Annotated in this window: 14 protein-coding genes and 1 pseudogene; 7 read left to right on the top strand and 8 right to left on the bottom strand. The window is 73.7% G+C overall.

All coding sequences use genetic code 11. The annotated features are described in order from the left end of the window. Nucleotides 1-138: 138 nt before the first annotated feature. The 6 genes and pseudogenes from ACFV9H_RS22640 to ACFV9H_RS22615 form a co-directional block, all read left to right on the top strand. Nucleotides 139-1,023 (top strand): annotated as a pseudogene (locus tag ACFV9H_RS22640) (3-hydroxybutyryl-CoA dehydrogenase); the annotation flags it as partial. Nucleotides 1,024-1,151: 128 nt separating this feature from the next. Beyond that, nucleotides 1,152-1,763 carry a TetR/AcrR family transcriptional regulator gene (locus ACFV9H_RS22635; protein ID WP_385401041.1) on the top strand — a complete coding sequence of 204 codons (612 nt, stop codon included), beginning with the start codon at nt 1,152-1,154 and terminating at the stop codon, nt 1,761-1,763. A gap of 120 nt (nt 1,764-1,883) precedes the next feature. Further along, the gene (locus ACFV9H_RS22630; protein WP_385401039.1) at nt 1,884-2,570 is read left to right on the top strand and encodes a response regulator transcription factor; all 687 of its coding nucleotides are present in this window, start codon (nt 1,884-1,886) and stop codon (nt 2,568-2,570) included. Further along, nucleotides 2,567-3,955 carry an ATP-binding protein gene (locus ACFV9H_RS22625; protein ID WP_385401036.1) on the top strand — a complete coding sequence of 463 codons (1,389 nt, stop codon included), beginning with the start codon at nt 2,567-2,569 and terminating at the stop codon, nt 3,953-3,955. The genes ACFV9H_RS22630 and ACFV9H_RS22625 overlap by 4 nt, the downstream gene beginning before the upstream one ends. 103 nt (nt 3,956-4,058) lie before the next feature. Next, nucleotides 4,059-6,293 carry an MMPL family transporter gene (locus ACFV9H_RS22620; protein ID WP_385401033.1) on the top strand — a complete coding sequence of 745 codons (2,235 nt, stop codon included), beginning with the start codon at nt 4,059-4,061 and terminating at the stop codon, nt 6,291-6,293. After that, on the top strand, nt 6,290-7,009 hold the full coding sequence (locus tag ACFV9H_RS22615; protein ID WP_385401030.1) for an LmeA family phospholipid-binding protein: 720 nt from the start codon (nt 6,290-6,292) through the stop codon (nt 7,007-7,009). Before ACFV9H_RS22620 ends, ACFV9H_RS22615 begins: the two co-directional genes overlap by 4 nt. A 16-nt stretch (nt 7,010-7,025) precedes the next feature. Here the strand turns inward: ACFV9H_RS22615 and ACFV9H_RS22610 are convergent, their stop codons facing one another. From ACFV9H_RS22610 to ACFV9H_RS22575, 8 genes are all read right to left on the bottom strand, one after another. After that, nucleotides 7,026-8,456 (bottom strand): ATP-binding protein, encoded by a 1,431-nt coding sequence (locus ACFV9H_RS22610; protein ID WP_385401028.1) that lies wholly within the window; start codon nt 8,454-8,456, stop codon nt 7,026-7,028. Continuing rightward, nucleotides 8,453-9,184 carry a response regulator transcription factor gene (locus tag ACFV9H_RS22605; RefSeq protein ID WP_385401025.1) on the bottom strand — a complete coding sequence of 244 codons (732 nt, stop codon included), beginning with the start codon at nt 9,182-9,184 and terminating at the stop codon, nt 8,453-8,455. Before ACFV9H_RS22605 ends, ACFV9H_RS22610 begins: the two co-directional genes overlap by 4 nt. A gap of 27 nt (nt 9,185-9,211) precedes the next feature. Beyond that, a complete protein-coding gene (locus ACFV9H_RS22600) occupies nt 9,212-9,772 on the bottom strand; it encodes a hypothetical protein (RefSeq protein ID WP_385401023.1) in 561 nt (186 codons plus the stop codon). A 46-nt stretch (nt 9,773-9,818) separates the two neighbouring features. Further along, nucleotides 9,819-10,601: a cytochrome c biogenesis CcdA family protein gene (locus ACFV9H_RS22595; protein WP_385401020.1), complete on the bottom strand. Its 783-nt coding sequence runs from the start codon at nt 10,599-10,601 to the stop codon at nt 9,819-9,821. Then, nucleotides 10,598-11,221: a TlpA disulfide reductase family protein gene (locus ACFV9H_RS22590; protein WP_385401017.1), complete on the bottom strand. Its 624-nt coding sequence runs from the start codon at nt 11,219-11,221 to the stop codon at nt 10,598-10,600. The genes ACFV9H_RS22595 and ACFV9H_RS22590 overlap by 4 nt, the downstream gene beginning before the upstream one ends. After that, nucleotides 11,218-11,955, bottom strand: a complete 738-nt coding sequence (locus ACFV9H_RS22585) for a thioredoxin family protein (RefSeq protein WP_385401015.1) — start codon at nt 11,953-11,955, stop codon at nt 11,218-11,220. The genes ACFV9H_RS22590 and ACFV9H_RS22585 overlap by 4 nt, the downstream gene beginning before the upstream one ends. A 314-nt stretch (nt 11,956-12,269) precedes the next feature. After that, nucleotides 12,270-12,827, bottom strand: coding sequence for a hypothetical protein (locus tag ACFV9H_RS22580; protein WP_385401012.1), 558 nt, complete (start codon nt 12,825-12,827; stop codon nt 12,270-12,272). Between the two features lie 164 nt (nt 12,828-12,991). After that, nucleotides 12,992-13,831, bottom strand: a complete 840-nt coding sequence (locus tag ACFV9H_RS22575) for a CAP domain-containing protein (protein WP_385401009.1) — start codon at nt 13,829-13,831, stop codon at nt 12,992-12,994. Between the two features lie 227 nt (nt 13,832-14,058). On the opposite strand from ACFV9H_RS22575, the gene ACFV9H_RS22570 reads away from it, so the two are divergent. Then, a complete protein-coding gene (locus tag ACFV9H_RS22570; protein WP_385401007.1) occupies nt 14,059-16,143 on the top strand; it encodes a protein kinase in 2,085 nt (694 codons plus the stop codon). Nucleotides 16,144-16,170: the final 27 nt, after the last annotated feature.

Below are 16,170 nucleotides of genomic sequence, written 5' to 3'. Positions count from 1 at the left end.
TGGGGGGCGCCCCCCCCCCCCCCGCCCTCACCCCCCCCCCCCCCCCCCCCGGGGGCCCCGGGGCCCATTCCCCCCCCGGCCCCGGGCCCCGCCGCCGCCCCGCCCCCGGGGGGGGCCCGGCCGGCCGGCGGCGGGCGCGTGCCCGCCGCCGGCCGGGCGGCCGACGGGTCGTCCGGGACGGATCGGATCGGGGTCGTGGGCTGCGGGCTGATGGGATCCGGCATCGCCGAGGTCTGCGCCCGAGCCGGACGGGACGTCGTGGTGCTGGAGACGGGCCGGGCGGCCGCGGACGCCGGCCTGCGGCGGATCGACCGCTCGCTGGCCCGGGCCTCGGCGGCCGGCAAGCTGACCGCCGCCGAGGCGGCGGACGCGGCCGCCCGGATCACCGTGACCACCGACCTGGAGCGCATGGCGGACCGGGACCTGGTGATCGAGGCGGTGGCCGAGGACGAGCGGGTCAAGCTGGACGTCTTCGCCCGGCTCGACTCGGCGGTGGTACACCCCGACGCCGTCCTGGCGACGAACACCTCCTCCATCCCCGTCATCCGCCTGGCCGCCGCCACCTCGCGGCCGGACCGGGTGATCGGCCTGCACTTCTTCAACCCGGTCCCGGTGCTCCCCCTGGTGGAGCTCGTGCCCTCGCTGCTCACCGGCGAGGAGACCGTCCGCCGGGCGGAGGCCTTCGCCGCCGGGGTCCTGGGCAAGCAGGTGGTACGGGCCCGGGACCGGGCGGGGTTCGTCGTGAACGCCCTGCTGGTGCCGTACCTGCTGGCCGCGGTGCGGATGGCGGAGGCGGGGGTGGCGTCGGCCGAGGACATCGACCGGGGCATGACCCTGGGCTGCGCCCACCCGCTGGGTCCGCTCGCCCTGGCCGACCTCATCGGCCTGGACACCGTACGGTCCATCGCGCGGTCGATGTACGCGGAGTACCCGGAACCGCTGTACGCCCCGCCGCCGCTGCTGTCGCGGATGGTGGAGGCGGGCCTGCTCGGCCGCAAGACGGGCCGCGGTTTCCACAGCTACGGCGGCACGGGGGACGCCATGAGCAAGGATGGGGGTAGGGGTGCCACGGGTGCGGCGGGCCGGACCGCCGTACCGCCGCCGTCCACCCACTCACCCGCCGACGGGCGCCGACACGGGGAGCAGCCAACGTGACCAAGGCCGAGCGCGCACTCGAAACGCGTGAGCGAATCCTCACGGCCGCGTGCGAAGTGATCGCCGACATCGGTTTCGAGCACGTCAGCATGCGCAAGGTCGCGGAGCACGCCGCTGTCTCGAAGGCCCTGCTGCACTACCACTTCGACACCCGCGAGAAGCTCTTCGCCGAAGCGATGACGCACTCCTTCGCCAAGACCGGTACGGACACGGGCAGCGAGGACGATTCGCTCCCGGCCGCCGTCGTCCTGGCCAGGATCGTGCGGAGCATGCTGCCCACCGACGCGGAGCTCCGCCAGGACTGGAAGCTCTGGCAGGAGCTGTGGGTGCGCGCCCTGCGCGACGGCACGGCCCGGCACCTCGCCGTCGACCTGTACGACCAACTGCACGACTGGGTCGGCGGAGTCGTGGAACGGGGCATCGCCTCCGGCGAGTTCACCGACTGCGACGTGGCCGCGATCAGCACGTTGGTGCTGGCCCTGTGCGACGGCCTCGGCATCCGTCTGATGCTGGAGGACCCCCGGGTCGACCTCGCCACGGCCCAGTCGACGATCTGGCGGGCGATCGCGCCGGCCCTCGGCATCTCCCCGGACTTCCCGACGGTCTGACGGCGCCGGCCGAGGCCGTCGGCGCATTGTTCGGGGAATGTACGGGTGGCGGCGCGCCCGCCGGAAGGCGGGAACTCCGCGGTTAGCATCGAGGTGGTTCGCCGCACGTGAGAGGCAGTGATGACGCAGTCCAAGGGCCTCGTGCTGATCGTCGAGGACGAGCGCCACATCTCCGACGTGCAGAGGCTCTACCTGTCGCGCGAGGGCTTCGGTGTCCACGTCGAGGCCGACGGGACCGCCGGGCTCGCGGCCGCGAAGCGGATGCACCCGGTGGCGATCGTGCTGGACATCGGCCTGCCGGGCACGGACGGGATCGCGTTCTGCCGCGCCCTGCGCGACGCGGGCGACTGGACGCCGGTGCTGCTGGTCACCGCGCGCGGCGAGGAGGCCGACCGGATCCTCGGCCTGGAGTTGGGCGCGGACGACTATCTGACGAAGCCGTTCTCGCCGCGCGAGCTGGTCGCCCGGGTCAAGACCGTGCTGCGCCGGGCCGCCGGTCCGCCCGCTCGGTCACCCGAGTCCCTCGGACGGCTCAGCCTGGACCCCGTGAGCCGTACCGTGCGACGCGACGGCGAGCCGGTCGAGCTCACCGCCACGGAGTTCAACCTGCTCGCCCACCTGCTCGGGCACGTGGGTCAGGTCTTCACCCGTGAGCAACTGCTCGCCCAGGTGTGGGGGTACCCGGGCTACCGCGACACCCGGATGGTCGACGTCTTCGTCTCACAGCTGCGTGCCAAGCTCGGCGACGCGAGCCCGATCCGTACGGTCCGCGGTGTCGGGTACAGCGCGACGGCCCCCGGCACATGAGCGGTGCCCGCTCCGGGGGGCCGCGTCGTGGCTCCCTCGCACGCAACATCGTGGTGCTGACCACCGTGGTGGCGGCGCTCGCGGTGGCGCTGACCGGGCTGATCGCCTGGCAGACCGCGGCGCACGGCGCGGAGCAGCGCGAACGCGACCAACTGGCGCGTCAGGCGACCGTGCTCAGCCGCCTGCCGGCCCTGTCCGAAGCACTCTTCCACGGCGCCCAGGTACTGGGCGGGCCGAACAGCGTGCAGCTCGCGGTCATCTCCCCGGAGGGCACGGTGAGCGGAACCGCCACCCCGGCCGTCGACAGGGTGTCGAAAGCGGCTCTCCTGGCCGGGGAGCCGGTCTCCACCACCGGCATCCTCGGCGGCCGGGAGGTGCTCGTGGTGGGGCGGCCCGGCGTGCGCGGCGGTGCGGTCGTGCTGACCGAGCCGTACTCGGTGGTCACCGAGAACACGAACCGGATCCGCCGCAACGTGGTGGCGCCGCTGATCATCGGCATGCTGGGCGCGGCACTGGCCGGCGCGCTCCTGGCCCGCCGCACCGCCCGTCCGCTGGTGAAGGCCGCGCGGATCGCGCACCGGCTCGCCGACGGTGAACGGGGCGTGCCGGCACCGCTCGACGGCCCCCGGGAGGCGGCGGACATCGGGCGGGCCCTCAACGTCCTGGACGACGCGCTGGCGCGCAGCGAGAACCGGCAGCGGGAGTTCCTGCTCTCCGTCTCCCATGACCTGCGCACTCCGCTGACCGCGCTGCGGGGATACGCCGAGGCGCTGGCCGACGGCCTGATCGAGCCGGACCGCGTTGCGGAGGTCGGCGGCATCCTGGCCGACGAGACCCGTCGCCTGGACCGGTTCCTGGGGGACCTGCTGGACCTGGCCCGGCTGGAGGCGGACGATTTCCGCCTCGACGTGGCCCCGGCCGACCTCTGCGCGGTCGTCGCGGAGGCCGCTGCCTTCTGGACCGGCCCCTGCGCACGCCACGGTGTCGAACTGCGGCTGGAGCGGCCCGATCGGGCCGTCTTCGTCCGAACGGACGCCTTCCGGGTCCGGCAGCTGCTCGACGGCCTGGTGCAGAACGCCCTACGGGTCACGCCCGAGGGCGCCCCCCTGGTCCTCGCCGTCGGTGCGGCCCCGGGCGGGGCGGTGGAGCTGCAGGTCCGCGACGGTGGGCCCGGCCTCACCGATGACGACGTACGCATCGCCTTCGACCACGGCGCCCTGCACGAGCGCTACCGGGACACCCGCCCGGTCGGAAGCGGTCTGGGTCTGGCCATCGCCCACCGCCTGAGCGCGCGCCTCGGTGGCACCATCCGCGTGGCGGGGCACGGCCCGGAAGGCGGCGCCTGCTTCACGGTGACCCTTCCCTCGGCGCCCGGCCCCGCGTGAGGGCGCTGCCGTTCATCGTCCCGGCGGGCCGCGCTGGCGCCCGTACATTCCCCGAACATCGCGCCAACGGCCCCCTTACCCAGGCCGTGCACAGTCAGGCCCCATGAACTCTCCATCAGCCGTGGGACCAGGTCTCCTCCACCGCAGCGGGCGCTGGTGTGCCCGGCACGCGTGGCGCGTCGTCGCCCTGTGGGTCCTGCTCCTCGTCGGCCTCGGTGCGGCCAACCACCAGTGGGGCGGTACCTTCGCGGACAGCTTCTCCCTGCCCGGTACGAGCACGCAGACCGGCGCCGACCTGCTCAAGGCCCACACCACCGGTTCCGGTGGCACGGCCGCCCCCATCGTGATCACGACCGACCGGGGAACGGTCACCGGTCACCGGGCCGCGATCGGTTCGGCCGTCGACAACCTGGAGCGGCTGCCCGACGTGCTGTCGGTGACGGACCCGCTCACCACCCCCGGGGCGGTCTCCGCGAACGGGGCCACCGCCCAACTGACCGTCCGCTTCAGCGGCAACCCGGCGGCCTTCGACCCCTCCTACCTCGCCGAGGTGGACACCGCCGTCCAGCCGCTGCGCGCCGACGGTGTCACCGTCGAGTACGGGGCCCCGCTCGGGCAGTTGGCGACGCCCAAGTCCGCCGACCGCACCTCGGAGGCCATCGGCCTGGCCGTCGCCGTGCTCGTGCTGCTGATCGGCTTCGGCAGCGTCGCGGCCACCGGTCTGCCGCTGCTGACGGCCGTGATCGGGCTGGCCGTCAGCCTGGCCGGTCTCGGACTGCTCGCGGGCCACTTCGACTTCGCGCAGGCGGCCCCGACCCTGGCGGCGATGATGGGCCTCGGCGTCGGCATCGACTACGCGCTGTTCCTGACCACCCGCTACCGGGCCCTGCTGCACGACGGAACCGAACCCGCCGAGGCGGTCGGGCGTACGGTCGCCACCAGCGGCCGGTCCGTACTCGTCGCCGCCGTCACGGTCGCCATGGCCCTGGGCGGCCTCTGTGTCTCCGGGGTGGGCTTCATCGGCGCCCTCGGCGTGGCGGCCGGGCTCGGCGTCGTCGTGGCCGCCGCCGCGTCCGTGACGCTGACGCCCGCGCTGCTCGGCCTGCTCGGCCGCCGCATCGACCGCTTCCACGTGCGCACGCCGGTCGCCGAACCCACCGGCGAGTCGGACGTCTGGCACCGGTGGGCCGTCAAGGTCAGCCGGCGCCCCTGGCTGTTCCTGGTCGGTGGCCTGCTCGTGCTCGGCGTCCTCTCCGTGCCGGTCGCGTCCATGCAACTCGGACACGTCGATGCCGGAGCGCAACCCACCACCAGGACGGACCGTCGCGCCTACGACCTGATCACCGAGGGCTTCGGCCCCGGCGCCAACGGCCCGATCACCGTCGTCACCCATCTGGACAGCCGCCAGGTCGCCGACGAGACCGCGCGCCGGGAACTCGCCGACTCGCTGCGGCACGCGCTGACCGCCGTACCGGGCGTCGCCTCCGTGACACCCCCGGCCACCAGCCCGGACAACGTCCTGCTCATCACCACGGTGACGCCCACCACGGGCCCGCAGGACACCGCCACAGCGGACCTGATCCACACCTTGCAGGACGACACGGTGCCCAGCGCACTGGCCGGCACCGGAGCCACCGGCTACCTCACCGGCACCACCGCCGCCACCCAGACCTTCACCGACACCCTCACCGCCAAACTGCCCCTGATCATCGGTGTGGTCGTCGGCGCCGCCTTCCTGCTGCTGCTCACCGTCTTCCGCAGCCCGCTGGTCGCGCTCAAGGCCGCCGTGCTCAACCTGTTCTCCATCGCCGCCGCCTACGGCGTGGTCGTCGCGGTCTTCCAGTGGGGCTGGGGCAGCGCGTTGTTCGGGCTCACCGAGAAGGTGCCCGTCGAGTCCTACGTACCGATGATGATGTTCGCGATCGTCTTCGGGCTCTCCATGGACTACGAGGTCTTCCTGCTCTCCCGGATCCGCGAGACCTGGCTGCGACACGGGGACAACCACCTGGCCGTCGCCACCGGCCTCGCCGCCACGGCCCGCGTCATCACCTGCGCGGCGCTGATCATGACCAGTGTCTTCCTGGCGTTCCTGCTCTCCACGAACGTGGCGGTCAAGATGCTCGCCCTCGGACTCGGCGTCAGCGTGGTCATCGACGCCACCGTGGTCCGCCTGCTGCTCGTGCCCTCGTCCATGTACCTGTTCGGGCGCGCCAACTGGTGGCTGCCCGGCCGACTGGACCGGCTCCTGCCCCATTTCGACCCGGAAGGACCCACCGCCGCCGAGACGACCTCCGTGCCCGGACCCGCGCTCGCGTCGACTCGGGGAGAGCGCAGGTGAGGCGGCGACTGACGAAGGCCCGGACCGCCCTGCGCCGCCACCTCGTCCGCACGGTGACCATCGCGGTGGTCCTGGCGGCCGTCATCGCCACGGGCGCGGCCGAGTTCGCGGCCCGGAGCGTGATCCGCGACCGCGTCGCGAGGGCCGCGCCGGCCCTCGGCGACGACGTGGTGGTCGACGCGGCCGGCGGCTGGGCCGTGTGGGACCTGGCGCAGGAGCGCATCCCCCGACTCGACATCAGCAGCGACGCCGCCCGCGTCGGGCGCCTGTCCGGGGTCCGCGTCCGCGCGCGGCTCGACGACGTGCGCCTCGGCTCGGGGGCCACCGTCGGCAGCACCCGTGCCGAGGTGACCGCCTCCACGCAGTCCATCGCCACCGCGATCCGGACCGCCGTGCCGTCCGTACCGCTGAGCGCGGTCACCACCGACCCGGCGCGGGGAACCGTCCTCGCCGCCGTCGGTCCGGGCGGCGCCGGACAGCTGACGCTGCGTCCCGTGCTCGCGGACGGGAAGGTCACCCTCTCCGTCGACGGGCTCACCGTGTTCGGCCGTTCGGTCCCGGCCGAGCGGCTCGGGATGGGTGACGGCGCACTCGGGTCGGTGTCGGATGCGCCGAAGGACTATCCCCTCGGGCTCAAGGCCACGGCCGTACGAGTCCAGCCGGACGGCCTGCACATCGACCTGACGGGAGGACCGAGCCCGCTGCCCGGCGCCTGACACGGGCCGGCGGCGCTCACCGGCCGCGCGGCCATCCCGTGCGCCGCCGGGAGGTGCGGGGCCCGCGCCCGGTGGGCAGGGGTGTCGCGAGTCCAAAGACCACGGTGATGCGCGCGCCTCCGCGGGGGCCGCGTGCGATGTGCATCGAGCCGCCGGTGACGGCCGCGGCCCTGCGGGCGATGTCGAGGCCGAGCCCCGACGAGCCGGTGCTGCTGCCGCGTGAGAGGGCCCGGTCCGGTTCCGGGATGCCCGGACCGGCGTCCTCCACGACCAGCTCCACGGCCAGGGCGGTGCGGGCGACGCGGACGTCGAACGGGGTGCCGGACGGGGTGTGTCGGAAGACGTTGCCGATGAGCGCGTCCACCACGGCGGCGACGTCGTCGTCGGAAAGGCCGACCGGCGCGGGCTCCTGCGTGACCTCGACGGAGCAGGGTCGGCTCTGCTGCTCGGCCAGGACCGCCCAGAAGGCGGTCCTGCGGCGGACGACGTCGGCCGCCTCGCAGCGGGGGCCGGACGGCACCGCGCTCGTGTCGAGGTGACCCTTCCCCCTCCCCTTGCCCGCTTCCGTGCCGCCCGCTTCCGTGCCGAGCATGCCCTGGCCCATGGGGCCCACGGCGAGCGGGGTGCGCGCCGCGGTGATGATGGCCTGGAGTTCCGTCTCCAGTGCGCACACCGCCGCCTCGACCCTGGCCGACTCCGGGGACCCCGCCATGCGTTCCGATGCCAGGTGCAGGGCGGTAAGCGGGGTGCGCAGCCGGTGCGACAGGTCGGCGACGAGTTCGCGTTCGACGGCGAGCAGTTCGGTCATCCGGTGGGCCATGGCGTTGAACGCGATGCCCGCGTCGCGAAGTTCCTTGGGTCCCATGGGATCCACTCGGGCCTCCAGATCGCCTTGGCCCAGCGCGTGGGAAGCGTGCGCGAGTCTCTTGGAGGACCTGACGACCTTCGCGCCGAGCCGGTCGGCGACCAGCACGGAACCGCCGATCAGACCCACGGCGAGGAGCAGCATGACCGCCCAGGAGGCCTTGACCCCGCGGGTCAGGTCCTGTTCGGGGACGAAGTTCTCGATGACGGCGACCCGGTCTCCGGGCAGTACCACCGGCTGCAGGCATATCCAGCCGTCGGGAATCTCCTGGGAGATGGACTCGCGGCCCCGCTGTGCCCGTTCGAGCAGTGCCGCGGGGGCCCGGGAGCTGCCGAGGGCGGGGGCGTCCGGCAGGTGGACGACCACGTGCTCGGTCGCGTCCAGACTCGCGGCGGATTCCCGTAGCGCGGACGGATCCGTGGTCAGCGTCAGTACCGGGGCCAGGGCGGCGGCCCGCTGCTCGGCCGCGGTGATGCTCTGCTCTTTGACCAGGGACATCACCAGTGCGGCCAGCGGTATGAGGAAGGAAAGGGCGACCATCGAGGTCACGGCGAGCGCGACTCCGGCCAGTGAGCGTCTCACCGCGGCGCCACCAGCTTGATGCCGACGCCTCGGACGGTCAGCAGGTAGCGCGGGGCCGCCGCGCGTTCGCCGAGCTTGCGGCGCAGGGACGACAGGTGCACGTCGACGGTCTGGTCGTCCACGTACGGTTCGCGCCAGACCTCGGTCAGCAGCCGCCGTTTGGAGACGACCGTGCCGGTGTGGTGGGCGAGGAAGGCCAGGAGGTCGAACTCCCGGCGGGTGAGGTGGAGCTCCCGGCCGGCCAGGTACGCGGTGCGCGCACCGGGGTCGACCGCCAACTCGCCCACGGTGGTGGCGCGCAGCGGTTCGGCTGCATGCGCCGGCCGCGCACCCTGGGCCGCGTGTGCGGCCTGGACGGGGGGAAGGTGGCTGGTGCGCCGCAGGACGGCGGAGAGGCGTGCGATGAGTTGGCCCCCCGAGAAGGGCTTGACCAGGTAGTCGTCGGCGCCCGCGTTGAGGAGCTTGATGATTTCCGTCTCGTCGTCGCGGGCGGTGGCAACCAGCACGGGAACGGAGGAGATGCCCCGGATCATGCGCAGTGCGTCTCCTCCGTCCAGATCGGGCAGCCCCAGGTCGAGGACCACCGCGTCGACGGGCATCTGGGTGACCTCGCGCAGGGCGCCGAACCCGTCACCGGCGCTGCGTACGGCATACCCGTGCTCCGCCAGGACCTCGATCAGTGACTGGCGGATGCTGGGGTCGTCTTCCACGACCAGGACGCTGGGCATGCGCACACCTTAGGTGAACGATCGTTCCTATCGGACGCCGAAGGCCGGGCCTTCGTCGGTGATGCGCAGGTGCACGGGGCGGTCGGACACCGGGATCGTGCAGCCCTCCCGCTCGCTGCAGCTCGCGTACCCGAGCAGGACCGTCGCGTCCCCGGTGCCGGCCGCGCGGATGGGCAGGGTCGCGGTGACGGGACCGTCCGGGTAGACGGGGACCGGGGCGTCGACTCCGGGCAGGCTGATCGTCCGTACGTCCGCCGCGGCCGTCAGCTTCCCGTCCGCCCGGAGGACCCCGCTGACGCCCACCGCGGTCGGTCTTCCCACGCCCTCGATCCCGGTGGCCGGCAGGTCGGTGCTGTAGAGGTGGAACCCCTCCTCGGGGGTGAAGACCGCGGTCAGGGTGCCGTTCCGGGCGTGCCAGTCGGACACCGAGAGCGTGACGGTGACCCCGTTCTCGGTGAAGCTCGTCGTGGGCGCGGCGCCGGCGCCCTTGCCGGGCTGCTCGCCGCATGCCGCGAGCGCGGCCAAGGAGAGGAGGGCGGCCGCGATGCGGGCCTTCCGGGAATGCCTCGCATACGGGGAAACGTTCATCTGTGCCTCTGGATCAGGGGTGGTGGGGTGGGTACGGGGGGTGGGACTAGACGGCCGTGGTGAAGTCCGCGCTCCACAACTGCAGCCGGTACACCAGGTCGTTCCACACGCCGGTGGCCAGCAGCACGCCGACGAGCACGAGCATCCCGCCGCCGATCCGCAGAACCCACTGGTAGTGGCGTTTGACCAGGCCGAAGGCGCCGAGGGCCCGGCGGAAGGCCAGCGCGGCCACGATGAACGGCAGGCCCAGCCCGAGGCAGTAGGCCGCCATCAGCAGGGCGCCTCGAACCGCGCTCGCCTCGCTCCAGGCGAGTGCCTGTACGGCGGCCAGCGTCGGGCCGATGCACGGCGTCCACCCGACGGCGAACACCGCCCCGAGCAAGGGCGCGCCCGCCAGCCCGAGCACGGGTCGCCGGTGGCTGCGGAACTCCCGCTGCGTGAAGCCCGGCAGGAAGCCCATGAAGGACAGCCCCATCAGCACGGTGAAGACGCCGAGCGCCTGGGTGACCACCGCCTGATGCGCCAGCAGGGTTCGGCCGAAGTACCCGAACAGGGCGCCTCCGGAGACGAGGACGGCCGTGAAGCCCAGGACGAACAGCACCGCGCCGGCCGCCATGCGCCCGCGTCGCCCACCGCGGGCGTCCGCCAGGTCGGACACCGACAGGCTGGTCACGTAGCTGAGGTAGCCCGGCACGAGCGGCAGTACGCACGGCGAGAGGAAGGAGACGAGTCCCGCGAAGAACGCCACCGGAGCGGCGACGGCGAGCGCCCCGTGGAGGAGGGACGGGGTGTCCGCGGCGAGGAGCGTCACGCCGGTGAGCGTCGTCATGACCCTTCCTCCGCCACGCGCGCGACCAGGGGCCCCAGTTCCTCGTCGGTGACCGCGCCCCCGATGCTGACGGCGATGCGTCCGCGGCGGTCGATCACGAGGGTGGACGGGATGGTCTGCGGGTTGAGGAGCGCGGGAGGGAAGCGGAGCAGGAGTTCGCCGTCGGGGTCGTGGAGGCTGGGGAACCCGAGGCCGTGCGCGCGTACGAAGGCCTGCGCCGCCGTGCGGTCCCGGTCGCGGGTGTTGATCCCGAGGAACCGGACCCCCTCGGGCCGGGTCCGGCCGCTGAGCCGCGCGAGGTCGTCGGCCTCGGCCCGGCAGGGTCCGCACCACGATCCCCAGACGTTGAGCACGACGACCTGCCCCCGGAACTCGGCCGGTTCGACCGGCTTTCCGTCCAGGTCGTCGCCCGCCAGCGCGGGCGCGATCGGCCGGGCGCCGGGGTCCAGGACGGTGGCCGCGGCCGCCGCCCTGACCGCGGGGCGCGCCTGCCCGGCCGACGCCCCTCGGGCATCGCCCTCGGCGCCGGCGCCTCCGGTCGCGGCGAAGACGCAGCCGGCGGCCGCCACCACGAGGCCGACACCGGCCAGGGCGGCGGGCCGCAGAGCCGGTCGTCTCATGACGCCCACTGGCGCAGGAAGGAGTTGAGGCCGTCCGAGGTCAGGGCCGGGTTGCCCGTGGCGTGGGTGTCGGTGCGCACCGCGCCGGACGGCGTGACGACGACCAGGACGGGCATCTTGTAAGTGCCGCCCGAGGGGCTGTACTTGCGCAGGAGGGCGGAGTTGGCGGAGCTGTTCCCGCCGATGTCGACCTTGACCAGGTGGTACGAGGCTCCGAGGATCGCCGCCGTCTGCGGCTGGGCGAACACCTTGTCGGCCGCCTTGCAGTTGCCGCACCAGTTGGCGCCGAAGTCGAGCAGCACCATCCGCCCGTCCGCCTTGGCCGCGCTCAGAGCCGCGTCGATCAGCTTCTGCGCGTCGGCCGAACTGTCGTAGCCGGGCCCGGGTATCCGGGCCGGCGCGGGCGCGGCGGACGTGCGGGAGGGTTTGGGGGCGGCCGAAGCGGCCTGGGTGCGCGAGGGGGTCGGCGAGGCGGCCGCCGGGGTACTGGCGGACGCCGACGGCGAGGCCGAGGCGGTCGCGGACGCCTCGGCGGACGCCGACGCGGACTCCGTGCCGGTGGGCAGGGCCTGGGACGACTGCCCGACCGCGGACGGGGAGGCGGCGCCGACGGACTGGGAGGACGGCCCGCACGCCGCGGTCAGCCCGGCGGCGACCACGGCCGCGGCGACGAGCGGCAGGCGCACCCCCCGGGGCGCGGCGGAGCGGACAGGTCGGAGTATGCGAGAACTCATGGCGAAGACACCCCAAGGCACGGTTCGGGACGACGGGATGGGCGAAAAGCCTCCCGGATCGGTGAAGCCGACGGCCGGACGTGTCGCCGGGGCATCACGCCCGGGCGCCGAAGGCCGTTCGGCTGACGCGAGCATAGGACCGCTCCGGGCCGCCGGAACCGCCCGAGCGTGATCTTCAGGTTCCCCTAAGGAACAGCTCACGTTCCGCTTCGCCGGCGCTCGGGCGATGAGCACACACAAGGAGGTGAAACACCCAAAGGGGACCATGGGGTTGAGTGGTGCGGATCGGGTGAAGCGGCCGAAGCGGCCGGTCCTCAGAACGACGTCTCGCGGACGGTTGCCTTCGCCACCGGGTCGATCGTCGCCGTGATGACGGATCGGTGGTCCGCGCTGGTGAACGTGACCGTCAGGGTGTCGTCCGAGGTCTGTGACGTGGAGGTCTTGAATCCACGGCCGGGTATCGCGGAGATAAGACAGACGCCGCGACTCCCGTACCGCACCGTGACCTTGCCGCCCTGAGAGGGGACGGTGTGCAGGCCCGGTCCGCCCTCCTCGCAGTCGACGGCGGGCTTCGGAGCGGTCGTACGGGGCGTTGCCGTCGGGGTCTTCGGGGATGTGGACGTCGAGGGCGACGGTCGCCCGGTCCCGGTGGGCGAGGCTCCGGCGGACGCGCTCGGGGACTGCGGGCTCGGAGAACCGCCCTGCCCCGCCTGCCAGGCCGGCGGCGAGTCGAAGACCATCGGGGCGGACCGTGCCACCGGAGGCGTATGCCTGGTCGAACCGACCACGAACTGCACCGTGCCGAGCACGGCGGTCACACTGGCGGCCGTGCAGGACAGCCATATGAGCAGGTAGCGCGGAGTTCGAGGCACGGCCCCATAGTGACCGACGCGCCGGGCCGTCCGTCACCGCCTCCCCCCGGGGGGCCGCGGCGGGCCCCGGAGCCGCGGGCGAACGCCGACGTCCTCCTGGCCCGCGTGCGGGTCGGAGGACGTGTGCCGCTCGGTCGGCCGAGGCGGAGGGTGACGGTGGGTTCCTACTTCGGCGCGCCGAAGTCCTGCGTCCACCAGGGACCGCCGTCGCCCTTGTGGACGCCTATGCCGATCTCCCGGAAGGCGCAGTTCAGGATGTTGGCCTTGTGGCCGGGGCTGTTCATCCAGGCTTTCATCACCGAGTCGGCGTCCGCCTGGCCGCGGGCTATGTTCTCGCCCAGGCGGGACCACCCGTATCCGGCGGCTTCCACGCGGCTGGTCATGGTGGACCCGTCGGGTCCGGTGTGGGACATCACGCCGCTGCGGGCCATGGTGTCGCTGTAGGCCCGCGCCGCCGCGCTGAGCTTGGCGTTCGCGGTCAAGGGTCCGCACCCCGCCGCGGCCCGCTCCTTGTTGACCAGGGCCAGGACCGCGGACTCGGACTCGGAACCGCCGGAGGAACCGCCCGAGCCCCCGGAGCCCCCAGAGCCCCCGCCGGTGGTCGCGGCGGGCGTCCGGGCGGGCTTGCCGGCCGGGGTCGACGCCGGGGCGGCCGGGCCGCTCTCCGCTGCCGCGGACTTCGTGGGAGCCGCTGAGCCCGAGGCGTCGGCGCCGGGTGCTGCGGACGGCATCGCTCCCGTCGCGGACGCGACCCCTGCGGTGATCGAGGGAGAGGGGGTGGCCGTCGCCGTCTCGCCACCGGAGTCCGCCGTCCCGGACTTCGGTCCGCCGGCGCCATCGGCCCGCTGGTCCACGCGCGCGGCGCCGTCGGAATCGGCCACCGCGACCCCGACCGCCACCGCCGCTGCCGCCGCGGTGAGGGACAGCACGAGGCGCGTGCGCACCTTCTTCTTCCGTCGTACCTCGACGCGGGACGGTGTTCCGGGAGTTTGGCTGCGGCTCATGCCTGTAGCACCTCACAGAGAGAAGGGGGAGGACGGTCCGACCGAGCCTAGGGCCGTGACCAGCGAAAAGAGCGGCCTGGAGGCGTTCTTCAAGGTCCCTTAAGGAAGCCCGCAGGATCGGCACAGGAAGGAGCCGGGGCCGTGCCCGCAAGACCCGGCTTGACTGCCGTGCGGCGCGACGGGTAGGGAGAGGCTGTTCATCGCGCAAGGTGTGAAACGGGGGACCCATGAAGCCGCTCGAAGCGGGCGATCCCACCTCGGTCGGCGAGGGCCGCTACCGACTGGTAGGGCGGCTCGGCCAAGGGGGCATGGGTGTGGTCTACCTGGGCCGGTCCCAGTCCGGTCGGGCCGTGGCCGTCAAGGTGGTACGTCCCGAGCTGAGCAACGAGCCCGGCTTCAAGCGCAGGTTCGCCGACGAGGTGGCGGCCTCGCGGCGGGTGGGCGGCTTCCACACCGCGCCGGTCGTCGACGCCGACCCGGACGGCGATCCGGCCTGGCTGGTGACGGCGTTCGTACCCGGTCCCACCCTGCAAGCGGTGCTCGCGCGCGTCGGATCGCTGCCGCTGGACACGCTCACCGTCCTGGCCGCCGGCCTGGCCGAGGCGCTGGAGGCGATCCACCGGGCGGGGGTCATCCACCGCGACCTCAAGCCCGCGAACATCATCGTGGCGGAGGACGGGCCGCGCGTCATCGACTTCGGCATCGCGCGCGCTCTGGACGGAACGGCCCTGACGCAGACCGGACTGCAGATCGGCACGCCCGGGTTCCTGGCGCCCGAGCAGCTCACCGGGGGCGCCGTCACCCCCGCGGTCGACATGTTCGCGCTGGGGGTGGTGCTCACCCAGGCGGCGGGCGGCACTCCCTTCGGCGACGGCCCGTCCGCGGCCAGGCACTACAAGGTCGTCCACGAGGAGCCGGACCTGACCGCCGTCCCCGACGAACTCCGCGAAGCCGTTGCCGCCTGCCTGTCCAAGGATCCGGAGGCCCGGCCCACCCCGACCGCCCTGCTGGACGGTCTGACCGTCCACCACCCGGCCGGTGACTGCTGGCTGCCGGACGCGGCATCGCAGCTGATCCCCCGGCAGGAACCGGCGGCGCACCCCTCCGCGCGGGACACCCCTCCGGTCACGCCTCAGATCGTGCCTCCGGTCACGCCTCAGAGCCTGCCTCAAGTCACCCAGCCGGACATCCCTCAGGACACCCCGGCACCGGATACCCCCCGGCCCGTCGACGTGGAGCCGCGTCTGCAACAGCCGCCCACGGTGACGGGCCCCGCGACGCCGCTCTCCCCCGCGCCCGCCGAGGTGGCGCCCCGGCCGGCCGGCGCGCGGCCCGGGCGACGCCGCGCGGCGCTGGTGGCCCTCGTGACCTCGCTCGCGGCCGCCGGCCTGCTCGTGTGGCATCCCTGGACCGGCACCACCGAGGACAACGGCAAGCCCGGCGCGGTCGCTCCCACCGGAACCGCCCCTGCCGCCGCCCCCGCCCCCTTCCCGACCGACCCCATCCTCGTCCGGCAGGACACGGCCCCGGGCTGGCCCGGGACCTGTCACGGCGTCATCGCCCGCCGGGACGCCACGAAGGAGACGCCCGTGCAGATCGTCGCGGGCGGCGCGTGCGACATCCTGCCCCAGTGGTCCCCCGACCGCAGGTCCATCGCGTTCACCCGCACCACGCCCGAGGGCACGGCCGTCTGGACCGCCAACGCCGACGGTTCGAACGCGCGGCGGGTCGCGTCCATCGCCGGCGGCAGGGTGTCCTGGTCGCCCGACGGCAGCCGGCTTGCCGTGCTCCGCACGAAGGACGGCGTACAGCAGCTGTTCGTGGTCGAGGTCGCCGACGGCACCGCTGTCCAGCTCACCTCGGGCAAGGGCCCGGTCGAGGACCCGGCGTGGTCGCCGGACGGCAAGCACATCGCCGTCTGTCTGGAGACGGCGCCCGAGAACTGGCAGATCCACCTGGTCGACCCCACCGCACCGAACCTCGCCCCACGGCAGGTGACCCGGCTGCCCCATCCGGCGCTCGACCCGGTGTGGTCCCCGGACGGCACGACCTTCGCGTACACCGCGGGGACGTACGGCACGGGCACTCAGGGCGACATCCGCCTCGTGGCCGTCGACGGCACCGACGACCGCGAACTGGTGGCCGGCGGCGCCCACGAGATGGACCCCGCCTGGTCCGTCGACGGCACCTGGCTGGCCTTCGTCCGCGGCCCGTACGAGAAGCCCGCGGTCTGGGCGGTGCGAGCGGACAAGACCGGCGAGCGCCCCGTCACCACCGGCGCCGCCGCCGAAGGCCACCCCTCCTGGCGCTGAGACCATCCTCGCGGCTTCGACTCGAAA

The organism is Streptomyces sp. NPDC059874, from assembly GCF_042731135.1.
GTDB lineage: Bacteria > Actinomycetota > Actinomycetes > Streptomycetales > Streptomycetaceae > Streptomyces.
The sequence above is the reverse complement of the archived record's forward strand: the minus strand, read 5'-3'. Positions and strand labels throughout refer to the sequence as shown.

Bases quoted from the DNA above. Each gene is read 5' to 3' on its own strand.
- ACFV9H_RS22625 (WP_385401036.1), top strand. From the start codon at position 2,567: ATGAGCGGTGCCCGCTCCGGGGGGCCGCGTCGTGGCTCCCTCGCACGC.
- ACFV9H_RS22630 (WP_385401039.1), top strand. From the start codon at position 1,884: ATGACGCAGTCCAAGGGCCTCGTGCTGATCGTCGAGGACGAGCGCCAC.
- ACFV9H_RS22585 (WP_385401015.1), bottom strand. From the start codon at position 11,955: ATGAGTTCTCGCATACTCCGACCTGTCCGCTCCGCCGCGCCCCGGGGG.
- ACFV9H_RS22575 (WP_385401009.1), bottom strand. From the start codon at position 13,831: ATGAGCCGCAGCCAAACTCCCGGAACACCGTCCCGCGTCGAGGTACGA.
- ACFV9H_RS22600 (WP_385401023.1), bottom strand. From the start codon at position 9,772: ATGAACGTTTCCCCGTATGCGAGGCATTCCCGGAAGGCCCGCATCGCG.
- ACFV9H_RS22570 (WP_385401007.1), top strand. From the start codon at position 14,059: ATGAAGCCGCTCGAAGCGGGCGATCCCACCTCGGTCGGCGAGGGCCGC.
- ACFV9H_RS22590 (WP_385401017.1), bottom strand. From the start codon at position 11,221: ATGAGACGACCGGCTCTGCGGCCCGCCGCCCTGGCCGGTGTCGGCCTC.
- ACFV9H_RS22620 (WP_385401033.1), top strand. From the start codon at position 4,059: ATGAACTCTCCATCAGCCGTGGGACCAGGTCTCCTCCACCGCAGCGGG.
- ACFV9H_RS22605 (WP_385401025.1), bottom strand. From the start codon at position 9,184: ATGCCCAGCGTCCTGGTCGTGGAAGACGACCCCAGCATCCGCCAGTCA.
- ACFV9H_RS22595 (WP_385401020.1), bottom strand. From the start codon at position 10,601: ATGACGACGCTCACCGGCGTGACGCTCCTCGCCGCGGACACCCCGTCC.